The 23,527-nt window shown below is 51.1% G+C and carries 28 protein-coding genes; 8 read left to right on the top strand and 20 right to left on the bottom strand.

What is annotated here, in order from left to right; translation table 11 throughout:
• Nucleotides 1-121: 121 nt before the first annotated feature.
• Complete coding sequence (locus KNP74_RS06235) at nt 122-853, top strand: hypothetical protein (RefSeq protein WP_138859683.1); 732 nt, start codon at nt 122-124, stop codon at nt 851-853.
• Nucleotides 854-1,126: 273 nt separating this feature from the next.
• A complete protein-coding gene (locus tag KNP74_RS06230; RefSeq protein ID WP_214763842.1) occupies nt 1,127-1,414 on the top strand; it encodes an FHA domain-containing protein in 288 nt (95 codons plus the stop codon).
• Between the two features lie 28 nt (nt 1,415-1,442).
• On the opposite strand, the gene KNP74_RS06225 is transcribed toward KNP74_RS06230, so the two are convergent.
• From KNP74_RS06225 to KNP74_RS06210, 4 genes are read right to left on the bottom strand one after another with little or no spacing between them, the layout of a single operon-like run.
• Nucleotides 1,443-1,634, bottom strand: a complete 192-nt coding sequence (locus KNP74_RS06225; RefSeq protein WP_138859685.1) for a nucleotidyltransferase family protein — start codon at nt 1,632-1,634, stop codon at nt 1,443-1,445.
• A complete protein-coding gene (locus KNP74_RS06220) occupies nt 1,631-2,164 on the bottom strand; it encodes a hypothetical protein (RefSeq protein ID WP_214763841.1) in 534 nt (177 codons plus the stop codon). Before KNP74_RS06220 ends, KNP74_RS06225 begins: the two co-directional genes overlap by 4 nt.
• On the bottom strand, nt 2,161-2,745 hold the full coding sequence (locus KNP74_RS06215) for a phosphatase PAP2 family protein (RefSeq protein ID WP_138859687.1): 585 nt from the start codon (nt 2,743-2,745) through the stop codon (nt 2,161-2,163). The genes KNP74_RS06220 and KNP74_RS06215 overlap by 4 nt, the downstream gene beginning before the upstream one ends.
• Nucleotides 2,745-3,290 (bottom strand): phosphatidylglycerophosphatase A family protein, encoded by a 546-nt coding sequence (locus tag KNP74_RS06210; RefSeq protein ID WP_034779805.1) that lies wholly within the window; start codon nt 3,288-3,290, stop codon nt 2,745-2,747. The genes KNP74_RS06215 and KNP74_RS06210 overlap by 1 nt, the downstream gene beginning before the upstream one ends.
• A 173-nt stretch (nt 3,291-3,463) precedes the next feature.
• On the opposite strand from KNP74_RS06210, the gene KNP74_RS06205 reads away from it, so the two are divergent.
• The gene (locus KNP74_RS06205; protein ID WP_034776969.1) at nt 3,464-3,973 is read left to right on the top strand and encodes a YjcG family protein; all 510 of its coding nucleotides are present in this window, start codon (nt 3,464-3,466) and stop codon (nt 3,971-3,973) included.
• A gap of 2 nt (nt 3,974-3,975) precedes the next feature.
• Here the strand turns inward: KNP74_RS06205 and KNP74_RS06200 are convergent, their stop codons facing one another.
• Both KNP74_RS06200 and fabI read right to left on the bottom strand, forming a co-directional pair.
• Nucleotides 3,976-4,164, bottom strand: a complete 189-nt coding sequence (locus KNP74_RS06200) for a hypothetical protein (protein ID WP_021066964.1) — start codon at nt 4,162-4,164, stop codon at nt 3,976-3,978.
• A gap of 85 nt (nt 4,165-4,249) precedes the next feature.
• A complete protein-coding gene (fabI, locus tag KNP74_RS06195; RefSeq protein ID WP_131433674.1) occupies nt 4,250-5,023 on the bottom strand; it encodes an enoyl-ACP reductase FabI in 774 nt (257 codons plus the stop codon).
• Nucleotides 5,024-5,172: 149 nt separating this feature from the next.
• Here fabI and KNP74_RS06190 point away from each other — a divergent pair, with 149 nt between their 5' ends.
• The gene (locus tag KNP74_RS06190; RefSeq protein ID WP_214763840.1) at nt 5,173-6,339 is read left to right on the top strand and encodes an FtsW/RodA/SpoVE family cell cycle protein; all 1,167 of its coding nucleotides are present in this window, start codon (nt 5,173-5,175) and stop codon (nt 6,337-6,339) included.
• A gap of 40 nt (nt 6,340-6,379) precedes the next feature.
• Here KNP74_RS06190 and KNP74_RS06185 read toward each other — a convergent pair whose 3' ends face one another.
• Genes KNP74_RS06185 through yjbM form a run of 3 tightly spaced genes read right to left on the bottom strand, consistent with a single transcriptional unit; the run spans nt 6,380 to nt 8,703 of the window.
• Complete coding sequence (locus KNP74_RS06185; protein ID WP_214763839.1) at nt 6,380-7,246, bottom strand: RluA family pseudouridine synthase; 867 nt, start codon at nt 7,244-7,246, stop codon at nt 6,380-6,382.
• A 3-nt stretch (nt 7,247-7,249) separates the two neighbouring features.
• Entirely contained in the window at nt 7,250-8,047 is a 798-nt protein-coding gene (locus tag KNP74_RS06180; RefSeq protein WP_034776962.1) for an NAD kinase, read from the bottom strand.
• An 11-nt stretch (nt 8,048-8,058) separates the two neighbouring features.
• A complete protein-coding gene (gene yjbM / locus KNP74_RS06175) occupies nt 8,059-8,703 on the bottom strand; it encodes a GTP diphosphokinase (RefSeq protein WP_034776960.1) in 645 nt (214 codons plus the stop codon).
• A 107-nt stretch (nt 8,704-8,810) separates the two neighbouring features.
• On the opposite strand from yjbM, the gene KNP74_RS06170 reads away from it, so the two are divergent.
• Complete coding sequence (locus KNP74_RS06170) at nt 8,811-9,392, top strand: CYTH domain-containing protein (protein WP_205729338.1); 582 nt, start codon at nt 8,811-8,813, stop codon at nt 9,390-9,392.
• Nucleotides 9,393-9,477: 85 nt separating this feature from the next.
• Complete coding sequence (locus KNP74_RS06165; protein ID WP_138859691.1) at nt 9,478-10,251, top strand: DsbA family protein; 774 nt, start codon at nt 9,478-9,480, stop codon at nt 10,249-10,251.
• A gap of 221 nt (nt 10,252-10,472) precedes the next feature.
• Here KNP74_RS06165 and pepF read toward each other — a convergent pair whose 3' ends face one another.
• Genes pepF through cls form a run of 3 tightly spaced genes read right to left on the bottom strand, consistent with a single transcriptional unit; the run spans nt 10,473 to nt 14,878 of the window.
• The gene (pepF, locus tag KNP74_RS06160; RefSeq protein WP_214763838.1) at nt 10,473-12,275 is read right to left on the bottom strand and encodes an oligoendopeptidase F; all 1,803 of its coding nucleotides are present in this window, start codon (nt 12,273-12,275) and stop codon (nt 10,473-10,475) included.
• 17 nt (nt 12,276-12,292) lie between these two features.
• A complete protein-coding gene (locus tag KNP74_RS06155; protein WP_214763837.1) occupies nt 12,293-13,354 on the bottom strand; it encodes a competence protein CoiA in 1,062 nt (353 codons plus the stop codon).
• A gap of 12 nt (nt 13,355-13,366) precedes the next feature.
• Nucleotides 13,367-14,878: a cardiolipin synthase gene (cls, locus tag KNP74_RS06150; RefSeq protein ID WP_034776952.1), complete on the bottom strand. Its 1,512-nt coding sequence runs from the start codon at nt 14,876-14,878 to the stop codon at nt 13,367-13,369.
• 81 nt (nt 14,879-14,959) lie between these two features.
• Between cls and KNP74_RS06145 the strand changes: the two genes are divergently transcribed.
• Complete coding sequence (locus KNP74_RS06145) at nt 14,960-15,682, top strand: SDR family NAD(P)-dependent oxidoreductase (RefSeq protein ID WP_214763836.1); 723 nt, start codon at nt 14,960-14,962, stop codon at nt 15,680-15,682.
• Between the two features lie 43 nt (nt 15,683-15,725).
• Here the strand turns inward: KNP74_RS06145 and KNP74_RS06140 are convergent, their stop codons facing one another.
• From KNP74_RS06140 to KNP74_RS06125, 4 genes are all read right to left on the bottom strand, one after another.
• Nucleotides 15,726-16,958, bottom strand: a complete 1,233-nt coding sequence (locus KNP74_RS06140) for a DUF2254 domain-containing protein (RefSeq protein ID WP_138859695.1) — start codon at nt 16,956-16,958, stop codon at nt 15,726-15,728.
• Between the two features lie 68 nt (nt 16,959-17,026).
• On the bottom strand, nt 17,027-17,683 hold the full coding sequence (gene mecA, locus KNP74_RS06135; RefSeq protein ID WP_214763835.1) for an adaptor protein MecA: 657 nt from the start codon (nt 17,681-17,683) through the stop codon (nt 17,027-17,029).
• Nucleotides 17,684-17,863: 180 nt separating this feature from the next.
• Nucleotides 17,864-18,262 (bottom strand): transcriptional regulator SpxA, encoded by a 399-nt coding sequence (gene spxA / locus KNP74_RS06130; protein WP_015881217.1) that lies wholly within the window; start codon nt 18,260-18,262, stop codon nt 17,864-17,866.
• Between the two features lie 179 nt (nt 18,263-18,441).
• Entirely contained in the window at nt 18,442-18,579 is a 138-nt protein-coding gene (locus KNP74_RS06125) for a hypothetical protein (protein WP_016510424.1), read from the bottom strand.
• Nucleotides 18,580-18,806: 227 nt separating this feature from the next.
• On the opposite strand from KNP74_RS06125, the gene KNP74_RS06120 reads away from it, so the two are divergent.
• Nucleotides 18,807-19,337 carry an HD domain-containing protein gene (locus tag KNP74_RS06120; protein ID WP_034776944.1) on the top strand — a complete coding sequence of 177 codons (531 nt, stop codon included), beginning with the start codon at nt 18,807-18,809 and terminating at the stop codon, nt 19,335-19,337.
• A gap of 72 nt (nt 19,338-19,409) precedes the next feature.
• On the opposite strand, the gene KNP74_RS06115 is transcribed toward KNP74_RS06120, so the two are convergent.
• The 4 genes from KNP74_RS06115 to opp3b are packed head-to-tail and all read right to left on the bottom strand — an operon-like array spanning nt 19,410 to nt 23,409.
• The gene (locus KNP74_RS06115; RefSeq protein ID WP_034776942.1) at nt 19,410-20,360 is read right to left on the bottom strand and encodes an ABC transporter ATP-binding protein; all 951 of its coding nucleotides are present in this window, start codon (nt 20,358-20,360) and stop codon (nt 19,410-19,412) included.
• The gene (locus tag KNP74_RS06110) at nt 20,360-21,433 is read right to left on the bottom strand and encodes an ABC transporter ATP-binding protein (RefSeq protein ID WP_034776940.1); all 1,074 of its coding nucleotides are present in this window, start codon (nt 21,431-21,433) and stop codon (nt 20,360-20,362) included. The genes KNP74_RS06115 and KNP74_RS06110 overlap by 1 nt, the downstream gene beginning before the upstream one ends.
• Before the next feature lie 24 nt (nt 21,434-21,457).
• Nucleotides 21,458-22,483 carry an oligopeptide ABC transporter permease gene (gene opp3C / locus KNP74_RS06105; protein WP_371816319.1) on the bottom strand — a complete coding sequence of 342 codons (1,026 nt, stop codon included), beginning with the start codon at nt 22,481-22,483 and terminating at the stop codon, nt 21,458-21,460.
• Nucleotides 22,483-23,409, bottom strand: a complete 927-nt coding sequence (opp3b, locus tag KNP74_RS06100; protein WP_214763834.1) for an oligopeptide ABC transporter permease — start codon at nt 23,407-23,409, stop codon at nt 22,483-22,485. Before opp3b ends, opp3C begins: the two co-directional genes overlap by 1 nt.
• Between the last annotated feature and the right edge of the window lie 118 nt (nt 23,410-23,527).

The following is a 23,527-nucleotide window of genomic DNA, read 5'->3' as shown; positions in this document are numbered from 1 at the left end:
AATTATAACCATTTTCCCAAAAAAACCATCATCTCAATCCTCCCGAACCGCTCAAACATGGCGCTCTCGATAGGGATTTGCTAAAATCAAACTATAGTGACTTTGAACTGAGGGGATAAACATGTCAAAACAGTTGTTCTATATTAAACAAGACCGAGAACTGCAACGTTTTACACTTCACGGCGTGACGCTGAGCGATGTCACCGAGGCGCTATCACTCGCTCGCCCGATGATCATCTGTCGCACGGACATAAAAGGGATGAGACAGTCGTCCCGGACCCGGTTTCGCTATATCGAGGCGCACGAACTGTCGACGTTCTCGACGAAATACTTAAACAATCAAACAAGCTTCACTGCTATCGACTTTCCCGACTACCACCTGCTCGAATCGTTATCAGACCATGAAATCGCCGAGATTTTGTTCCTCAGCCACATGGAACGAGGTTTGAAGGGGCCGTTCCTCAACTCGATTCAAAACGAGATCGCTTTCTTCAACGAGTCGAACGACCGTCACAGCAGCCTCTACATCAGAGACTGGTCGACGATTAGCCAGTTTCTCCAAAGCGTCTTGCAAAGCAAACTCGATCGGGACATCCGTAACATCAGTTTTGTCCCCATCCCCCTCCCGGTGATCGATGAAATTTTGGCGTTGTCACCGCAAGGCTTGATCATCGATTTTGACCATACGAAACGGAGTCTATTCAATCGCCACGTGTCGATCGCCTTCTATGTCGCGGGACGTTACGAGGACATGTCCGTCCTCGAGGAAGACTTTGACGCGAAGAAGGAATCGATTGCGTTGAAGGGACAATTGACGTATCGCCGGCGCACGTGGGAGATCGAACGCTTTTGAGTTCATCCCTGCATGAATCTTTGTCGAACCTGATCTCATCAGGTTCTTTTTTGTTATCCCACCCATACGGATTACACCTTAAATCCCTTAGCGATGCGCCTGTGACACTATTTTTAAAAATTGATAACAAATTGTCTTAATTTTTCGTTAAATTAAGTCTTTTCTTTTATCGCGAGGACGGTATACTAGGAATAACCTTCTGGAGGAATGGAAGGCAATATAGAGAAAGCGAGGTGAAAATCTATTCATCATGCGGATGGATAGATACACGAGATGGAACAACTGAAAGTACAGGGAATGTCTTCGTTCACCAAGTTTGCGACGAATGGAAAAGTGCTGAAACTAAAAGATGCAGTAGCCGGCGAGCAACGGATTTCGCTTCAAGAAGCGACCAATATTCAAGTATCGATGCTCGACGAGGACCATTCGCGCTTCACTATATTCGGTCAGTCACACCCGCTCGTTGAACTGACCCTTCCTCACCATTCTTGTGAAGTGTTACATGCCTGGTTATTACACAAGTTAAAACGACAAAAAATCAAGTTGGCTTCTAACGCCTAAATGCCTAAACAAACAAAGCGCGTTCCTCTTAAGAGGACGCGCTTTGTTTGTTCTTCCGATAAATTGTGACGCCCCCGTGTTTCGCTTCCCCGACGACTTCAAACATCCAGCCCTTGTCGATCAACAGCGAGCGGACCGTCAAAAAATCGTCTTTTGGCACGAGTAACTCTTCGACCGAACCGTCGAGTAGTGCTTGGATCTTTTGTTCCCACTCGTTCATCGTACGTCACCTCTCTCCGCTTGTTGTCGGTTCGCCCAAGCGAACAGCCGTTCACTTGTCTGCATCACATTTCCCGGTACGCATACGTCATCTGGCACGCGGGGATGCGACGTGATCGCCTCATCGATGGCGAGTATGACCGGTTCACCAAGTTCCCGTTCAAGGTAATCCGCTGCGAACGCGATCCGCTCGCGGTCTGTCGTGACACCTGCGTCGCGCAGGGCGCCTTCATAGGCCTCATCCCGCTCATTGTCCTTCATCAATACATGTCCCGATTCAAGGATGGCGAACGGAGGCTTGGCATCGACATGAAACACCTCGTAGGCTCGATAAGCCGCTTCATCACACGACAAGAGCGGCACGAAGCGGTGTTGCCCTGTCCATTTCTTCAGTTGGAACAATGTTCGCATCGCGGTGAACGATTTGGCTCCGGACGCATCCTTTTCGACCAGGATCGTCGGCGCTTCCGCCGCATCAGCCCGGTCGCGGTCCATAAACAACCATGTTTCGACTTGTGTTACAAGAATCAAATTTGTTTCCTCCTTACCATTTCTGACCCCGCCACGATGACAAGGGCGACGAGCCAGCCTCCGATGACGTCACTAAAATAATGGACGTTCAAGATGACCCGGCTGAACGAGACGGCCAACGTCAGTGTGACGAGCAGAATCAAGCCGGCGACGGTCTCATTACGTCGATACACCAATACGGCGAGCAGTCCATACAACGCGAGTGACCCTGAGGCATGACCGCTTGGGAAACTGTACGTCGTCGCGTCGAGCGCCGCATCGATCGACGGCCGGTCGACACCATAGATGAGTTTCAGCCCTTGCGTCACAAGTAGCGTCGTAATGACGACAATCGGTAAACGAAACGCCTCGAACCGGTCGCCCCGCCACAAAAAATAAAGCATGCCGATAAACGACAGGCCGATCAATACCTTCACGCTGCCGAGCTCGGTCACATAGACGAACAGCGGACCGGCGAGCGGGTCAAGCGTAGACGTGACGAAGCGATCAACCGGCACCACCCAACCTAAAACAACGACCACCGAGAAGAGCACGAAACTGATCGCCCCGGTGATCGCCAACATGTTTGAGCGCGGTGTCATTAATACAAGCCTTTCCGTTCCCGCATCTCGTCTTCGCCAAAGTCGGTCATATCGCGCAAGCGGTGCGCCAAGCGTCCCGATGCGTTCGCCGCGATCGCGCCGACGAGGTCGTCCATGAACGTATGGACTTGACCATCTTCCATTTTCGTGTCGAGCTGTTTGATGATGCCGATTTTCGCTTTGTCTAAGTATCCGAACGTCGTGACGGCGATGGAACCATATGTGTTGACGGCCCCGATGGCAATCGTCTCATCGACACCGAACAAGCCCTCGTCCGATGCCACGATTGACAACAGTGGCTCGGACAACTGTCCGCGTTCGGCGAGAATATCAAGTTCTGATCCGACGAGAATCGCATGTTGGAGCTCTCGTTTATCTAACACGGCCTCGACCGATTCCGTGCAGTCTTTCAATGACAAGTGTGGCGAATACGGCGCCTGCATTTGATAGACGATCTCGGCGATCGATTCAATCGATACGCCCCGTTCAATCAAGCGAGCCCGTGCGGCCTCGCGTACGTCTCGTGAGTGTGGTACATGTTTCATCATCTAGGCGGGAACACTCCCGCTACACATCCTTTCATCTCGAGAAGGTTTCTCCCGAAGTACTCAACCTCTATTATACTGAAAACTCGAAAAAAAGACTAAGCCCGCTTTGACTTCATTCAATAAATCGGTCATCATAAAAAAGTAGACCACTTTATAAAGGGGGAACTGGAATGAAGATTGGGGTAGTCTTATTTCCATCAAAACAAGTTCAAGATTTCGCCAATTCGTATCGGAAGCGGTACGATACGAAGTACGCCTTGATTTCACCACACGTGACAATCAAGGAACGCACGGAGATTGACGAAGCCGATTTACCGAAAGTGCTCGAGTATTTGCAACAAGTCGCGGACTCGACCAAACCGATCCAATTAAAAATTGATGGGGTCCGCTCGTTCGCACCGACGAACAACGTCCTCTACTTAAAAGTGTTGCCGACGCGCGAACTGTCAGCGCTCCAAGACAAGCTCCACGAGGGGCTTCTCAACCAGCCTCCCAAATACGAGTTTCTCCCGCACATCACCATCGGGCAAGATTTGACCGATGCCGAACTGTTCGACGTGCTCGAACGGATGCGCATGGAGCAAGTTCATTTCGAGGAAACGGTCAACCGTATGGCCGTCATGTATGAGCTCGAAAACGAAACATGGAACGTCTATGAGACGTTCCGGTTCCGCGGATAAGATTACACGCTCCGGTCGACAAATCGACCGGGGCTGTTTTGTTGTTCGGCTTCTAGCCATTCTTCTTGGCGCGGCCGGATTCGTTGGACACGCTGAATCCGCGTGACCGGCTCGATATTCGCCCGTTCTGTCGGTTGAACTTGGCGATTTCCATATTGGACGACCGTGAAATCAATCTGATAAGGACCCATGATCCAACCTCCTTCACAGGTCCTTACCCGAAATCAGGTCGGAATAATACAAAAAAGAGCGCATCGCTGCGCCCTTCCCCTATATTTACAAAATATGATAACCGCTGTCGACGTGGATGACTTCTCCTGTCACACCGCTGCCCATGCTCGATAACAAGAACAAGCCCGTCGAGGCCACTTCTTCTGCCGAGACGTTGCGACGCAGTGGCGCCTTCTGTTCAAGCTCAGACAAAATGCTGTTAAAGTCGCCGACACCTTTGGCCGATAACGTGCGAATCGGTCCTGCCGAGATCGCGTTAACGCGGACGCCGTGAGGTCCGTACTCGTTCGCCAAGTATTTGACGCTCGAGTCGAGGGCTGCTTTTGCGACACCCATCAAGTTGTAGTTCGGGACGACGCGCTCACCGCCGAGGTACGTGAGTGTGATGACCGAAGCGTCTTCTGCGAAATACGGCTTGGCCGCTTTGACAACTGCCGTCAAACTGTACGCCGAAATGTCAAGCGCTTGCGCGAACTGCCCGCGCGTCATTTCCGAGAATTCGCCGCGTAGTGCTTCTTTGTCAGCGAATGCGATTGAATGGGCGATTCCTTGAATCGGCCCTGCTTGTTCGTGAATCGTACGGAACGTCGTATCGATCGCTTCGTCGTTCGTGACGTCGCATTCTAAAAGTAGGGCCTCTCCGTTCAAATCGGCCGCAAGCGACTCAAGACCTGATTTGAAGCGTTCGGCCGCATACGTAAGGACGAGCTTCGCACCTGCCGCGTCGAGCGTCTTCGCGATCGCCCATGCGATCGAGCGTTTATTGGCAATTCCCATGACGACATACGTCTTATTCGTTAACGTTGGATAGATTGACATCGTAAACTCCCCTTTTTAGTACCTGGTTATAACATCTGTTATCAGATTACAGAATGGTGTCTGTTTTGTCAACTAGCGCGTAACGTATTGCGATTTTTTTAACTTACGGTAAGATAAAATACGTATAGAAAGGGTGAGACGACTTCATCATGAACCGCATTCAATCTTATTTAAGAAGTTTAGACACGACACTTTTGACAATCGTCTTTTTCTTGATGGTCATAAGCCTTGGCGCCATTTACACGGCACAACCGATGTTGCCGACACGATTACAACATATCAACTTCGCATTCGATCAAGCAATCCGTTACATCATCGGGTTCGTGGCCATGTTCGCCATCATGACGATCGAGTACGAACAGTTGCGAAAAATTCACTGGTATCTCTATTCCTTCGGGCTCTTGCTGCTAGTGGGCTTGATACCGCTCCGGGATACGACACTCGTTCCAAACATCAACGGGGCGTACGGCTGGTACAACGTGCCAGGTTTCAGTTTTCAACCGGCCGAATTCATGAAGTTGTTTTTGCTCATCTCCATGGCTACGATCGTCTACGACCATAATAAACGCTACGGCTCATCCCAACAGGACACGTGGCTGTTAATGAAGCTCGTCCTACTCGCCATTCCGCCGCTCGGACTGATTGTGACGCAACCGGATTTAGGGACCGGGCTGGTTCTCATCACGATGCTCGGGGCCATCATCATCGTCTCCGGAATCGGCTGGAAATGGTTGCTCGGTCTGTTCAGCGCCGCTGCCGTGACAATCGGCGGTTTCATGTACTTGTTCTTCTCCCATTTCGAGGTGTTGCAAAGCTTTGTTCCGGGACACGCCTTGAATCGATTCCAAGCGTGGATTTATCCGTATGAGTATTCCGACGACTTGGCGTTCCAATTGATTAAATCGCTTCAGGCGATCGGGTCCGGTCAAATGTTCGGGGCCGGGTACGGTCAAGGTTTGGTCTATTTGCCGGAGTCGCAGACCGACTTCATTTTCGCCGTCATCGCTGAACATTATGGGTTCATCGGTGCGGCCATCGTGATAATCGTCTTCTTCCTGTTCTTATACCGGATGATTCATATCGCGCTTGAGGCAAGCAGTCCGTTCGGCAGTTACATCGTGACCGCAGTCATCGCCATGTTCACGTTCCAAATTTTCCAGAACATCGGCATGACGATCGGTGTCCTTCCAATCACCGGTCTGACGTTACCGTTCATCAGTTACGGCGGGACCGGGATCATCATGAACATGATTGCCATCGGCCTCGTCATGAACGTCGCGTCGAAATCAAAATCGTATATGTTCGACGACGATTGAAAAACAGTCCCGCGCTCAGCTGAGTGCGGGACTGTTTGTATTATGCTTCAAGTCGAAAATCATGCGGGTATGTCGCCTCAATGACGAGTCTCTCGCCCGTCATCGGGTGGCAAAACGTCGCCGAGGCGCTGTGGAGCGCGTGACGGTCGAGTACGGTCTTACCACCGTACATCGTATCCCCGAGGAGCGGATGCCCGATATGGCGCAGATGGACGCGGATTTGATGCGTCCGTCCGGTCTCGAGGGCGATCGTCAGCGCTGTATATGCCTCGTGCGGCTCTACTTCGAGAATATGGGTCACGGCGTGCTGTCCGTCTGCCGTCACGATTCGTTCCATGATTGAATCCGGGGCACGGCCGATGGGAGCGTCAATCGTCTGTGGCGAAACCTCACCTTCGACGAGAGCGAGATACGTCCGTGACAAGTCCCCGGTCTGTTGCAATTCACTGAACCGATGGTGCACGTACGCATATTTTGCGAACAAGACGACGCCGCTCGTGTCACGATCGAGTCGATTGATGACGTGAATCGCCGACTGTAATCCGATTCGCTCGTAATATCCGAGCACCGCATTGGCAAGCGTGTCGTCGGGATGAAGCCGGGACGGGATCGTCGCGATCCCAGCCGGTTTATCGACGGCGAGCAAATAGTCGTCCTCAAACAGGATCGTGAGCGGGCGTGACGAGCGGACCATCGTCTCCGCCGGCTGTTCGACCGGGAAATGGACCGTCACATCATCTCCTTCGCTGATGTCATAACGTACCGTCCGCGGCTCTCCGTTGACGAGGATGAGCCCCCCTTGTTTGATTTGGGTCAACATCTTGCGCGAGATGCCGCAGTCTGTCATTAAAAAATCGCGCAGCGGGACGTTCGCCCCCGCGACGCGATGCAATGTGAATCCGTACATCGGTTACTTCCCTTCCTCAATGAACGATTCCCGGACCCGTCGCCAAAATGGGAACGGGCGGAACCGGGCAAATGTCACTTTTTCTTTCGCGACCGCACAGCGAATCGAGCGCACGTTCGACCACGACAATGCTTCTTGGTGATCGAACGCGAGTTCGAATTCTGTTTTCGTGTGCGGCTCGATCTTCACTTGATGATGCTTCGGCAACAAGAGCGGTGAACCGATCGTCCGGTACACCAAGTTATTGATTGACGCCATCTCCGTCACTTGGATTGCTTCAATCGACGGATGGACGATGGCACCCCCGAGTGCTTTGTTATAGGCTGTCGACCCGGATGGTGTCGAAATACATAACCCGTCACCGCGGAACGTCTCGAAATAATCGTCGCGAATCGACAAGTCACAGACGAGCGTACGTTTATAGTTTTTAATCGTACACTCGTTCATGGCGAGTTGTCGTTCGGTCGTCCCGTCCTCGTAATCGATGAGCACCTCGACGAGCGGATAAGACACCGGTTCGAACGATTCGCTCGTGATCATTTCCGTCAACTCGTCGAGCTCGTCTGGTTGCCAGTCGGCGTAAAAACCGAGATGGCCCGTATGAATCCCGACGAGCAGCGTATCATCGAGCCGGTCGATATATTCGTGGAACGCTTGGAGCATCGTCCCATCCCCACCGACCGAGACGACGATCCGCGGCTCTTTCGAGACCGAATGCCCCGCTTCGGTCAATTTATTCGTCAACTCGCGCGCAATATCGGCCGAACGCGCGTCTCCCCGTGCTACAATCGCAAACTGCATGCCTTGGCCCCCTAGTCTTGGTCCGTTTGGACGTTCATTTCTTTATCCCGGAACACTTGCTGTGCATCTTGAATCTCGACGCGGAGCTGACTCATCTCGGCATCGAGCAAAAATGCCGCTTCAGCCGCCCGGCGCAGGCGCTCCTGCACCTCGACCGGCATATCCCCGTCGTATTTATAGTTGAGCGAGTGCTCGATCGTTGCCCAAAAGTTCATCGCAAGCGTCCGCACTTGTACTTCGACAAGCGTCGGGAACTCGCCATGAATCGTTTGAACCGGGTATTCGAGAATCAAATGGTAAGAGCGGTAGCCCGATTCCTTTTGGTTCGTGATATAGTTACGTTCCTCGACGATTTTAAAGTCGGTCCGGTGATGGAGCAGTTCAAGGACGTGGACGATATCGTCCACGAATTGGCACATGATGCGGAGTCCGGCGATGTCTTGCATCTCCGTCGACAACTTGTCGTAAGGGATTTGCTTTCGCTTCGCCTTCTCGAGAATGCTACCGACCGGTTTGACCCGTCCCGTGACAAACTCGATCGGTGAGTGGTCGTTTTGAGATTTATATTGTTTCCGAATCGCCTTGAATTTAACTTTCAGTTCATCGACCGCGATTTGATACGGCACTAAAAATTGATCCCAATCCATTGATTGCATATGCTGTCACCACTTTCGTTCATTTCGGAAAACCCTGCTTTTTCCGTATGTATCCGATTGTATGGTATCATAAACGAACAATTGTTCATAGAATGGAGCGATGATTTATGACCCAAGAAGTGGAAATTGAATTCAAATCGATGTTGACGAAAGACGAGTATGAGACCTTGCTCACCGCCTACGATTTAACGGACAAAGTGAAATGGCAAGCGAATGACTATTTCGATACACCGACGTTCGAACTGAAGAAGCACGGCGCCGCCCTACGAATTCGCGAGAAAAAACATGGCCAAGTGTTGACACTCAAACAACCGCATGACGTTGGACTGCTCGAGACGCATGCCCCAATCAATGAGGCAGAGGCCGAAAACTTGTTCAAATACGGCATCATCCATGACGACCAAATGAAAGAGGCGCTCGCCGCGTTCGACTTGTCCGGCCCGCTCGAACATCTCGGTCGCCTTGAGACGAAACGCGCGGAAATCGAGACACCAGACGGTCTGCTCGTCCTCGACGAAAGTCATTATTTGGAGATTCACGACTATGAAATAGAATTTGAAGTGACCGATGAAGCGAAGGGCAAAATCGCGTTCGAACAGCTTCTTCATCGCCATGGCATTCCCCTCCGGCCCGCCAAAAATAAAATCGTTCGATTCATGGAAGAAAAGATGCGTCGAAACCAAGGTTGAGCAGATACGTTGCCAACCTTTTTTTTTCGTTGCTACAATGAGCATACGATATATTTGATTTTTGTTTACGAGAGGAGGCGACACAATGGAACTTGAACAATGTAATGAGTCATCCTGTTCATTGGAAGAATCTTCTATCCAAGTAACATATAAGCCATTAGAGTTATTCTATTTCATGGACATCTCAGATCCAGACGGGCTTCACGTGATGACACTCATTAAAAAACTCGAACTTGAATACGGGCACTTGATTCGTTTCCGTATGGTTTCGACGGTTCCTAGTTGTGTTGGCGGATGTCAAGAAGAGGTTCGCCTTCTCACGATGATCAAGGCTATGGAGTTACAAGGGAAACGTCATGCGATGCGCTTCATGCGCCATCTGCATATTAACGATATCTTTTTGAAGGATGGCTCTAGCGACAGCGACTTATGGGAAATCGCCCGCTCGTTCGTCAGTTATGGACTCGACATCGATGAGTTGGCTGCCGATATCCAATCCAATCAACTGCTGAGCGCACTGGCGGTCGATCATGAGATCTTGAAAGACTGGGAAATCGAATCGCTTCCCGCCTTGACGTTCGTCACGCGTGACGAGGCGCTCAAAATCGAAGGACTCTATCCGTATGACGTCTATCAGGCTGTCATGGCCGAACTGCTCGGCTATGTACCGACCCGTGAGACCGATTGGAGCGTCGAGAAAGTGTTAGGACACTATGACGCCTCAACGATTACCGAGCTCGCTTTCATTTTAGAGCTCGACAAGCCTGTCATCGAAAGAGAATTAAAAAAACTGTCGCTCCAACAACGTTGTCGGCCTGTCCCGGGCTGCAGCGGCGAAGCTTGGGCGACGAATAAATGACACAACAAAACCCACGGCCGGGGAGCCGTGGGTTTTTTCGATGTTTCCCGCGGGGACGGAAAACATCGTACCCGAGTATCTATACAGATCACAGGTTGGGAGAAAGTTTACGGTCAAAAAAGGGGTTTGTGATTGATTTCACACTTATAATATACCGAGACGAGCGCACCGTGACAAGCACTTTGTTCATATTGTCACATAATGTTCACGCCCCGCTTCTTTTATTGGAAAAGTAACGCTTCCATCTCGTCTAGCACGGCCTCGAACTGATCGAGCGCTGCGAGCACCGGTGCTTTCGTCGTCATATCGACTCCAGCCGCCTTCAATACTTCAATTGGATAATCGCTCGACCCGGCCTTCAAGAACTTGTCGATGTAACGACGGACGGCCGGTTCCCCTTCGTCCATGATCTGTTGCGACAATGCGGCCGACGCCGAGATGCCCGTCGCATACTGATAAACGTAGTAGTTGTAATAGAAGTGCGGGATCCGTGCCCATTCGAAGGCGATCTCCCCATCGATGACGAGCTCGTCTCCGAAGTATCGCTTGTTGAGCTCGAGGTACGTCTCATTCAAGTACTCAGGTGTGAGCGAGACGCCATCTTGGGCCGCTTTATGGATCATATGCTCGAACTCGGCGAACATCGTCTGACGGAACAACGTGCCACGGAACGTCTCGAGCTGATTGTTCAAGAGATAGAGCCGCTCTTGGCGGTCTGTACGCGCCTTCAGTAAATAGTCGTTCAAGAGCGCCTCGTTCGTCGTCGATGCCACTTCGGCCACGAAGATCGAGTAGTCCCCGTATGGATACGGCTGCGACGCACGCGTGTAATGGCTATGGACCGAATGACCGAACTCATGGGCGAGCGTGAACAAGTTGTTGACGTTGTCTTGCCAGTTCATCAAGATGAACGGCTGCGTGTCGTACGCGCCTGAAGAGTAAGCACCGCTCCGTTTGCCACGCGTCTCACGGACGTCGACCCAGCGTGAATCGAGACCGTCCTTGACGATTTGGACGTACTCGTCACCGAGTGGTGCGAGACCCTTGACCATCAAGTCTTTCGCTTCGTCATATGGGATTTTCATGTCCACGTCTTTCACGAGCGGTGTATACAAGTCATACATATGCAGCTCGTCCACACCGAGTGCCCGTTTCCGGAGCGCGACGTAACGATGCAACAAGTCGAGGCGCTCGTTCACCGCTTCGACGAGACCGTCGTATACCGCTTCCGGGATGGCGTTATGATAGAGCGCCGCTTGACGGGCACTCTCGAACTTACGGACCGTCGCATAGAAGTTATCCTTCTTCACGCTGCCTGACAACGTCGAGGCGAACGTGTTCAAATATTGCTCGTACGTGCCGTACATCGCCTTGAACGCCCCTTCGCGGACGCTACGGTCGCTCGACTCGAGGAATGTGATGTAACGGCCATGCGTCAATTCGACGTCTTCACCTTTCTCGTTCTTCACTTTCGGGAATTTCAAATCGGCGTTGTTGAGCATGCCGAACGTCGAACTCGACTGGCCGAGCACGTCACCAGCTTGAGCGAGAATCGCCTCTTCGGCTTCCGTCAACACGTGCGGACGCTCTTGCGCCAACTCGTCGAACGCATGGCGATAGACGTTGAGCGATTCGTGTTCCGCCATGAACGCCTCGATTTGACTCTCATCGATGGCGAGCAGTTCCGGCGTCATGAATGCGAGCTGAGCCGAGATTTGGGCCGCGAGCGAGCCCGCCCGGTCGTTCAACGCTTGATAATGACTGTTCGACGTATCTTCGTCATAACGCATATGGGCGTATGTATACAGTTTATGCAATTGACGCGAGATGTCGTCGCGAAGTTGTAGGCCTTCAAACAAAGTAGAGGCTGATTCCCCGAGTTTACCTTTAAACTCGACCAAGGCCGGCACGTTTGCTTTCAATGCCTCAAAATCGTGTTCCCACGCCTGATCGTCCGCATAAATCGTCTCCAAGTTCCACGTCTCCTCGACGGGTACTTCTTTTCGTGTGAGTACTTCTGACATATGTCCACTTCCTTTTCCTAGTTTGTATACGATTTCGCCATGAATCGCTGAAACCCTTGAAATAATCGAAGATCGTGGAGAAGGGCCGTCTCTAGCATCTTTGGGACGTGCCAATCCCGCACCGACTCCGTCACATCAAACACGTTCAAGAGTTGTCTCCATTGTACTTCAAACGCTTGAAGAAAGTCGCTTGTCGGGGTCACGTCAAACTGGCGGCACGTCTTTTCGATACTCCACGCGACGGAGTCGCCGGGACGCTCACGCCGATTCAAATAAAACACCGTCTGAAACGTGAACGGATGGACGTGGATGCCCCAAAGCGAGGATAACGGCAAGTAACAGCAACTCGGCATAAGAGACGGTAGCATTCCGATCGGATACAACCGGTTCAAGACGAGCCGGCGGTACTGCGGCGTCGGATAGGGCGGGGTCATCCGGCGGCGCCGGACGAGTTGAACCCATTGTTGGGCGTCGAAACGATAATAACATTCGAACGGCGAACTCGAGAATGACGATACAGTCTGCCAATGACCAACGCCGCGTCTAACCGATATCGGGAAGCCAATGAAACGATAAAGTGATTGCTTGTAAGGGACATGGAGGCCATGCCGTCTAAACAGTTCGTGACGCATCCACGGCTGCAATGAAGGCCAAGCACTAGGTTCTAATCCGCTCGCCAGCCAGACGACATCGAGTCCGTTGTCGCGATAATGTCTCGTCCGCTCGACGTAAGACTCGATTGTGAGCGTCGACGCTTGAATTTCGATGACGAGACTCGTATCGTCGCGTCGGGCCAGCAAATCGGCACGACGTGCGCCGATGACGACTTCTTGTTCGACGGCGTAACCTTGTGTCTGAAGCCACTGCCGAACACCCCATTTGTCTTCGTGGTGCCCCGTCGACTCGCCTCGTCCACACGGATGGACATGTGCGAAATGAAGCCGTCGCCTCACACCTTGCTTGACGATGACCCGTTCCCCGCATTCTGGACACACAAAAGGGGCAAACGGTTCGATCCGCCCCCGACTTAACGTAAGGGCATCGACATACCCCCCTGTCCGATCGATGGCAAACCGCATCCCGCTTCCCCCTCATAGTAGTGGTGAAAACATTCGGGCCAATGACTCGACGAGTTTGATGAAGTACGACCGTTCCGAGAACGCCTGCAACTCCAACTCGTGTGACCCTTCAAAGTCTTTATAGAGATCTTGCTTGAGCTGATGGACGGAATTCGTGTTGTATAAGAGCGCATTCACCTCGAAATTGAGGTGGAAGCTCCTGAAGTCCATGTTCGCCGTCCCAATCGTCGCCAGCCCATCGTCGACGACGATGACTTTCGAGTGCATGAACCCTTCTTCATACAGATAAATCTTTACACCGGCGCTGAGCAGCTCCTCGAAGTACGACCGGCTCGCATAAAACACGATCTTATGGTCCGGATAACTCGGGAGCACGATCCGGACATCAATACCTGATAGCGAGGCGGTCTTGAGCGCGCTCATGATGTCCTCATCGGGAATCAAATACGGCGAAGAGATATAGACCGATTTTTTCGCGGCGTTGATCAGCGCAAAATAGATCGACTTCATCGTCTCATACGGTTCATCCGGTCCGCTCGCCACGATCTGCACACCCCCGCTCGCGCTGCGTACCGTCTCGAGCGGTTCGAGATAAAACGGAGTGAACAGGCGCTCGCCCGTCATATAGTACCAGTCCTGCAAAAAGATCAGTTGCAGTTCCGACACCCCTTCCCCTCTGACGTACAGATGCGTGTCACGCCAGAAGCCGAACTTCGAATGTTCGCCCAAATACTCGTCACCGACGTTCAACCCGCCGGTGAACGCCTCCGTGCCGTCGATGACGACAATCTTCCTGTGGTTGCGGTAGTTCGTCTTGCTCGACACGAGCGGCAAGACGACGGGGAAGAAGGCTTGGACGTGGACGCCTGCTTGCCGCATCTCGTCGAAGAACGTCCCGCTCGTATGGATCGAGCCGACGGCATCGTACAAGAAGCGGACCTCGACCCCCGCCCTCGCCTTGTCGATCAAAATGCGTTGAATTTCCCGAGAAATACGATCTTCCCGGAAAATATAATATTCGAGATGGATGTGGCGGGTCGCGCCTTTCAAGGCGGGCAACAGTTTCGAAAACTTTTCTTGCCCGTTCGTCAGCACTTGCGTATACGTGTTTGACGAGACGGGTAATTGATTGAGTGACGACGTCAAATGGAGCAATTTCTCATAATCATCGTGGGAGAACATGAGTGACGGCGACAACGTCATCGCCTTCTGACGATAGGCGAGGTATGTCTCTTCATCGAGCATCGCTTTCTCTTTGAACATCCGCTTCCGGCGATAGTTCTGTCCGAACACGAAATAAGCGAACAGACCGACGACCGGGAAGCCGAGCATGACGATCGCCCAAATGAGCGTCCGTTGCGGATTGCGGTTCTCGAGCAAGATGACGAGCAAAATGCTGAACGTCGTCAAAAAGACGAGCACCGAGAACAAGCCAATCACTTGGGAGCTCCAGTAATATGATAATACGGCAATGAGACCTGCGAGCAAAATCAGGGATAAAAGGACTTGTATGCGTCGCAACATATTATAAACTGACCCCGTTTCTATCTTGTATTATCATAATTATACAACTTAACGCCATCTTTTGAGGGGAGCGAACGAAATATGGGCACATTTTTGATTACGGGAGCGACGAGCGGGATTGGACGGGCCGTCGCCCTCCGGTTAGCAGAGGAAGGACATGACGTCATCGGCATCGGCCGAGACGAGGCACGAGGCGAAGAAATCGAGGCGGCATCCGCTCGCGTCACGTTTATGGCATGCGATTTGTCCCAACACGACGACATCGAGGCGATGATGGACGAACTCAAAGACCGGGCCATCACGTTAGACGGACTATTCAATAACGCGGCGACGTTCGGGCGCCCCGGGACACCAGAACGGTTGCCTGCGTCCGCGTTCGATGACGTCTTTGAACTGAACGTGCTCGCGACAAACCGACTTATCCAACGCGCTATCCCGCTCCTCGCGAATGGAGCGAGCGTCGTCAACAACGCTGCCATCGTCGGCCACGTCAAATTCCCACCGATGCTCGGTCCATACGCCGCCTCCAAAGCGGCCGTCATCGCCTTGACGAAGACGTTCGCCCATCGAATGAAAGGCAAAATCCGCTTCAATGCGGTCTGTTTCGGTCCGGTCGACACCCCGCTCAGTCACAAGTTGTACGGCGGGGAAGCCAAGTTCCAAGAGGCGATGACCCATCATTTCCGGGGACATGCCGCTAAACCGGATGAAGTGGCGCCGGTCGTGACCTTTTTGTTGAGTGAGGCGTCGAGCTATATCAACGGCCAAGCCATTACGGTCGATGGGGGCTATACCCTCTCATGATGCACAGAAAGGAAGGGGTCTTCTCGGACCCCTTCCTTTCTCGTTAATCACGTATTTTCCGTGCTTTCGTCATCTGATTCGTCAAGAACGCTTTCTCTCGTGGATGCAACTCATCCAAGTCGAGCGCTTCCTCAAAGTAGTCGATGAAGTCCTCGAACGTTTCATCATGCGAGGCGTGTGCCTGAATCCGCGCGATTCGGATCGCCTCGAAGACGGATGCCATCACGAAAATGTCGTGACTCGCATACGTCTTCACAGGAGCGAACGCCTCGAACAATGTCGCTTCCATCGTTTTACGTTTGGCATGCCAGTTACTCTTGTCGTTGGAGAATAAAAAGTCGCCTGCCGGCAATCGGCTCAGTTCGCGTAAAATATCGCCGATGTAGTGAATCGCGTGAATCGCCGTATTCGGATCATTGATGCCCGGTGAGACGCCTTTCAGCGCGATCTCACTCAACTTCTCGATGACGAACGCTGGGTCTTGAATCGATGAACGGATTTCACCGATTTGGAACACGTCGATATCGGGCGCTTCTTCTGCGAGCCAATAGCCGAGAATATCTCCTTCCGCTACAAAGTCCCCGACGGCCACGACCGATTCGAAGTCGACGTCACGGCTCTCCTGCTTCCCGCTCGAGAACAGTTGGACGTAGCCCGTTCGAGAGGCATAGACCGCCTGTCCTTCGAACGTGTGAACCGTTCGTTTCGGGACGATGTACATGTCTTCCTCTTCGACCGCCCGTCTTTGGTTTTCGATGACAGATAGCGCTTCGCGGTGCAATGCCGATAAGAGGCGTTCCGCTTGAATCGAGACGCTGATTGTTTGAATGAATTTAACGAACGCCCAAATTGAGCTGACGACGAGCAGGACACTGATGCCTGAAGCGAGTACGACGTCTTCATCCGATGTCCGGATAAGGAACAAGTTCGTTATGCCGTACACCGTCGTCATGATGAACAGGCCGAGTGTATGCTTCGACGCCGAGTTCGTCAAAAAGTTATTGATCGTCCGAGGCGAGAACTGCGACGAATACGTCGTCAAGACGACGAGGATCGTCGAAAAGCTGAACGTCATCATCGTCATGAGGCTCGTGAACGACGAAGACAGGACAGAAGCTGCTGAATCCTTGTCTAAATAAATGATTTCCGGTAACAGCTCCCGAAAGAAGCTTCCAAAATATTGAGTCAGGAACGTTAACGCGATCCCTCCCACTCCGTATAAAAACGGGACGAACCAGGTGCTATCTTCCAACTTTAATTGAATCCGCTTGAGCATCACGACACCTCTTCATATGTATAAATTGGTAAAAAAATCGCCTGTCCACATGAACAGGCGATTAGGGTTTAGAAATAGTGACGGACTTTTGAGAAGACATCCCCGTCGAGAATGAGCTTGCCGTATTCTTCAAGCATCGCTAACGTCTGCGTGCTGAACGTCAAATACTCGGCTAAGAGACTTAATACGTTCTCTTCTTCTTCCGGTTCCATCTCGTCTGGGAAGTCAATCCACAAGTAATACCGATTGTCGTAATGGAATAACTTAAGGTTGACGTTGTTCAACGCCTCTCCTGCTCGTTTACTGAGCGAGATGATCGCCTCAAAGTCATCCGTTTCCATGGCGAGCGGAGCCCACGCCTCCGGCTCGGCTTCGATTTCATCAAGTTCACTCAATTGATCAAGCACCGATTGCTGATCGCGCGCCTCGTCGATTGCCGAGCGCAACAGTGACCCGAGCTCCGAATCGTCATCAGAGTCAATCACATTTTTCGCGATCGTCACGGTCACTTCAAGTCCTTTTTCAAACGCTTGTACTTGTATCCATAGTGGACCATCAAACGAGATATCTTCTCGTTCGTGCGCTTCGTCCATCATCTGCCAGAACAGCTGCTCACCACGTTCTCGGTTATACCAGATTTCATCACGAGCGAAACCGCGTTTCTCGATATCGACATACGTAATGAAAAATTTGACGGTGTTGTCGTTGATGCGCTCAATTTTCACGATTGTCCACTCCCTTCTCACCTCACTCCTACTTCAACAATTAAGGAGGAGAGGGGAAATTGTCTTGTTATCATAGTACCCTTTTTTTAACGTGTCAATCTATTGATGGTGGGGTTGTTACTATTATTTTATCGGAAAAACGGAATAATAAAAAGCACACTGCTTAGACAGTATGCTTCCTCACTCGTTGACGAGTCGTTGCGCTTCTTGAAGTTGGAACGTCCGGACCTTGCGCGGCAAGAATCGACGAATCTCATCTTCGTTGTATCCGACTTGAAGACGTTTTTCATCAATCAGAATCGGACGGCGGAGCAATCCTGGATATTCTTGAATCAAATCATATAGTTGTTGGAGTGAAAGCGCATCGACCGATACGTCGATTTTCGAGAAAACTTTAGATCGGGTCGAGATGATTTCATCTGTCCCATCTTCTGTCATACGTAGGATTTGTTTGATCTCATTGAGTGAGAGTGGTTCTGAAAATATGTTCCGTTCCGTGAATGGAATATCATGCTCCTCGAGCCATGCCCGTGCTTTTCGGCACGATGTGCAGCTCGGAGACGTGTACAATGTGACCATTTTCGTTCCTCCCTGATCAAGTGTTCGTTCATCTTTTTCAAGTGACTCTATTTGTATACCCAAAAATTCGTCCACTTAATTATAATAATTCTTATTTATTGAAACTTCAATGATAACTTTTCTCACTCGGGTAAGAAAAGAGGACGCATTCAGGAGAATGCGACCCTTGAACGACCGTTCTAGGACGCCGGCATTCGAGAAACCGGTTGTGATACCGTCTCTTTGCCAGGCTTCACTTGTAAGTCTTTCAATTTCTTCTTGAGGACTTCCTTCAGAAGTTTCTTTTTCTGTTGCAATACTTTGTCACGCTCTTTCATGGTCTCTCACCCCCAACGCCATAAGGACTCGACCCACCGACCGTTACTGAATCTGAAAATCTTGAACTTGCACTAATCTACAATTAAATTATAGCACATTCTTATGAAAATGAATGAACAATCTCGAAGATTTTCATCATTTCACACGTTCCAAATTTGCTTTTCTTTTTCAATTCCCGTATAGTTAATAGAAATTACCTTTGAAATCACCAAGGAGGAGAGCGAATATGAGAATTACGCTAGAGACGATTATGCAACATCCGGTCACCCAAAAATATTTGACCCGTTCCGGTCTGAAACACGCCGTCGACGTGTGTGAACGCGCTCTCGAATTGGCGACGCGACGAGGGCTTGATACGGATTTAGCGACGAAAGCCGCTCTGCTCCATGACATCGGTCACTACGAATGGTACACCGAAGGCAAATGGAACTACGATTTATACCGTCAAAACGACATTCATGCCATTAAAGGGGCCGAACGCGCCCATAAGCTATTGATTCGTCTCGGGGAAGACCCGGCGCGCGCGAAAGAGATCTCGGTCATGATTTTGCTTCATACCGATTCCTATCTCCCGCCTAACCGGATTCAACGTACCCCACTCCAACAGCTCGTCCATGATGCGGATACGTACGTGGAACAACCTGGCGGACTGCATCACTATGAGACGATGGAAATCGAAGATGCCCTTGCCCGTGTCCGCCTGATTGACGCGGTCGTCGAACGGCTCTCGAACTTGCCACGCATCTCAAACGCCTGACACCGTCCTTGGATGGTGTTTTTCTTTGCGTTCAAAAAAGTCCCGAATCCGGTTGGATTCGGGACTTTCTAATTATACGAGTTGCGCTTTATATGCTTCGTATTCTTCGTCTGTCAATGAGACGTAATGGCCTGGCTCGACTTCACGGAGCGGTGGGATGCTTGAATCCTCATCCGAACGTCCGACGGCACCGAGTGACTTCGACTCATACACGATCCGCTTACGTGTGCGCTCGTGCTCTGGATCCGGAAGCGGGATCGCCGAGAGAAGCGACTTCGTATAGGCGTGAATCGGGTTCTCATACAAACGCGCTGCTGGAGCGAGTTCGACGAGGTGACCTTGATACATGACACCGATCCGGTCTGAGATATACTTGACCATCGACAAATCGTGGGCGATGAACAAGTACGTCAAGTCACGGTCGCGTTGCAATTCTTTCATCAAGTTGACGACCTGGGCTTGGATCGATACGTCGAGAGCCGAGATTGGCTCATCGGCGATGATGAAGTCTGGTTCAACCGCGAGAGCGCGGGCAATCCCGATCCGCTGACGTTGACCGCCCGAGAATTCGTGCGGGTAACGGCTCGCGTGCTCTTTCGTAAGACCGACCGTTTCGAGAAGGTCATAGACACGGTTCATCCGGTCTTCTTTCGTCTTGGCAAGGCCGTGGATATCAATGCCTTCAGCGATGATATCAGCGACCGTCATCCGCGGGTTGAGCGATGCGTAAGGATCTTGAAAGATCATTTGCATGGCCCGGTTGAATTTCAACTTCTCCGCTTTCGACTTCTTGCCATGAACGTTTTCGCCTTTGAAGACGACATCACCGTCCGTCGCGTCATAAAGACCGATGATGGTACGACCTGTCGTCGATTTCCCACAACCTGACTCCCCTACGAGACCGAGTACTTCACCTTTGTAGATATCAAACGAGATGCCATCGACCGCTTTAACGACGCGGCCTCGGCCAATTTTAAAGTGCTGCTTCAGGTCTTTTACTTCGAGTAATTTCTCGCGTTCCATTATTCAGCACCACCTTTCAAAATCGATTTGGCGAACGCGCTGTCCGGACGATACTTGAGTGCAAGGTCACGGATTGCTTTCGGCGGGCTCACTTGCGGTGCTTGCGGGTGCAATAACCAACTTGCCGCATAGTGCGTGTCGCTAATTTGGAACATCGGTGGTTCTTTTTCAAAGTCGATCTTCATCGCATACGGGTTACGTGGTGCGAACGCATCGCCCTTTGGCGGGTCGAGCAAGTTCGGCGGCGTACCTGGGATGGCCGGAAGCGCCTCGTTCGGGTCATCAGATGGGCGCGGCATCGATCCGAGCAGTCCCCATGCGTATGGGTGACGCGGCTCGTAGAAGATCTCATCGACCGTTCCCTTCTCGACGATTTTACCAGCGTACATGACGGCAACACGGTCAGCCATGTTCGCAACGACACCAAGATCGTGCGTGATGAAGATGATCGCTGTGCCCGTCTTTTGCTGGATGTCTTTCAAGAGCTCCAAAATCTGAGCTTGAATCGTTACGTCGAGGGCCGTCGTAGGCTCATCGGCAATTAACACTTTCGGATTACATGCAAGCGCGATCGCGATAACGATCCGCTGACGCATCCCACCTGAGAGTTGGTGCGGATATTGTTTGAGGCGTGCCTCTGGGTTTGGAATCCCAACGAGTGTGAGCAATTCAAGCGTACGCTTCTTCGCATCTTCACCCGTAAGACCTTGGTGTTGCTTCAATCCTTCAGCAATCTGTTTGAAGATCGTCATCGTCGGGTTGAGTGATGTCATTGGATCTTGGAAGATCATGGCGATATCACGGCCACGGATCTTCAACATTTCTTTTTCCGACAACTTCGCCAAGTCTTTACCTTCGAACAAGATTTCTCCGTTCGTGATTTCACCTGGCGGGTTCGGGATCAGACGCATGATCGCTTTTGAAGTGACGGATTTACCAGAACCCGATTCACCAACGATGGCGAGCGTCTCGCCTTTTTTCAAATCAAACGATACGTTGCGAACAGCTTGTACCGTTCCAGCATACGTATGGAACGAGACCGCTAAGTCTCGGACAGATAAAATCGTTTCCATTCACGAGTCCCCCTGTTTCTATAATTATTTACGCATTTTCGGGTCGAACGCATCACGCAAGCCATCGGCGAGCAAGTTGAAGCTGACCATGAGCAAGACGATGATGACTGACGGGATGACGAGCAAGTACGGGAAAGTCCGTAGCTCTTTATATCCGTCGTTGATCAACGTACCAAGTGACGCTTGTGGCGGTTGAAGTCCGATCCCGATGAAACTGAGGAACGCCTCGAAGAAGATGGCAGATGGAATCGTGAACATGAGTGTGATGATGATGGCGCCGAGCGTGTTCGGGATCAAGTGTTTGAAGATCAAACGGTTACTTGAAGCACCGAGCGTACGAGCTGCCAAGACGAACTCTTGGTTTTTGAGTTTCAAGATTTGACCGCGGACGAGTCGACTCATCCCAATCCAGCCGGTGATCGTCATCGCGAGGATGATCGTGAACACCCCTGGGTCAAAGATCAAGATGAACAAGATGATCAAAATCAAGTTCGGAACACCTGTCAAAATTTCAACGACACGCTGCATGATGTTATCTGTGCGGCCACCGAAGTAAGCCGAAATCCCACCGTATGCGACACCGATGACCGTATCAATGATCGCAGCCATCAAACCGATGAAGAGCGAGATGCGCGTTCCTTCCCAAACACGTGACCAAAGATCACGGCCGAGGTAGTCCGTACCGAACCAGAAGTTTTCTTCGACATTTTTCTGTTCATAGAAATCGATGTCGCGTCCACCTAGGTTGGCCATCCCATCAAACCCTGCCCACTCAAGTCCAGTGACTTTAGGTGGAAGTTTGGCTTGTGAGATGTTTTGCGTATAAGCGTCACGGCCAGACAACATCGGGCCGAATAGCGCGAGCAAGACAAGGATGACGATAATCGATAATGACAAGATGGCTGCTTTGTTTTTCTTTAAGCGCATCCATGCATCTTGCCAGAAGTTCAAACTTTTACCGGCAATTCGTTCACCGAGCTGTTCGTTCATCTCGACACGTTGGAACATGTCTTGGTCGAACTGCTCGAAATTCTTTTTGTTTTCAATCATCAGTTATTCCCCCCAAGACGAATACGTGGGTCAACGACTCCGTAGAGCAAGTCGACTAGTAGAATGATAATAATGAACAGGCCAGAGAAGAAGAGCGTCGTGCCCATGATGACCGAGTAATCATTCAACGTAATAGATGTGACGAACAATTCACCGAGGCCAGGTACCGCAAAGATTTTTTCGATGACGAACGTACCCGTCAATAGACCGGCCGTCATTGGTCCGAGAATTGTGATGGCTGGAATCATCGCGTTACGCACCATGTGTTTCCAAACGATCGCATTTCCGGTCAATCCTTTCGCTTTCGCGAGCGTGACGTAATCTTGTCCGGTCACTTCTAGCATCTCGGTCCGGACGAAACGGGCGATCGATGCCGTAACCCCGAGCGAGAGCGAGATGGTCGGTAAAATCGTATGAGCCGGTGAATCCCAGAACGCGACAGGGAGGATTTGCAACTTAACCCCTACATAGTACTGAAGGAGGGCTGCAAATACGAATGATGGGACAGAAATCCCGATTACCGATACGAACATTGAACCATAGTCGATGTACGTGTTATGACGGATGGCTGCAACAATCCCGAGGAGCAATCCGACAAACGTCCCGAGGACGAGCGCTTGAATTCCTAGTTGAGCTGAAGGTCCGATCCGTTCCATAATCAAATCCGTCACTGGCCGGTTGGCCGTACGGAACGATACACCGAGGTCACCTTGCACAAGGTTCCCTAAGTAAGTCGCATAACGAACTGGAAGTGGATCATTGAGTCCGTAACGCTCGTTCAAGAGTTGAATTTGTGATTCAGTCAATTTCTCCTGGTTTTGGTACGGCGAACCTGGAAGCAGGTCCATCAGGAAAAACGTGAACGTCGCAATCAAGAAGAACGTGATGAGGCCGTAAGTCAGCCGTTGCAGAATATAACGTCCCATAAATAAATACCCCCTGTTTTTCTAATGTGTCTATGCTTGCACCAACAGCGTCACTATGACATATTGCCCTTTTCTTGAATTCACAAAATGAAAGGAATTTTCTGAAAGAATAGGTCAA

Origin of the sequence: Exiguobacterium sp. s141 (assembly GCF_018618085.1) — a bacterium.
GTDB lineage: Bacteria > Bacillota > Bacilli > Exiguobacteriales > Exiguobacteriaceae > Exiguobacterium > Exiguobacterium mexicanum_A.
This window is presented reverse-complemented; position numbering and strand designations above follow the sequence as displayed.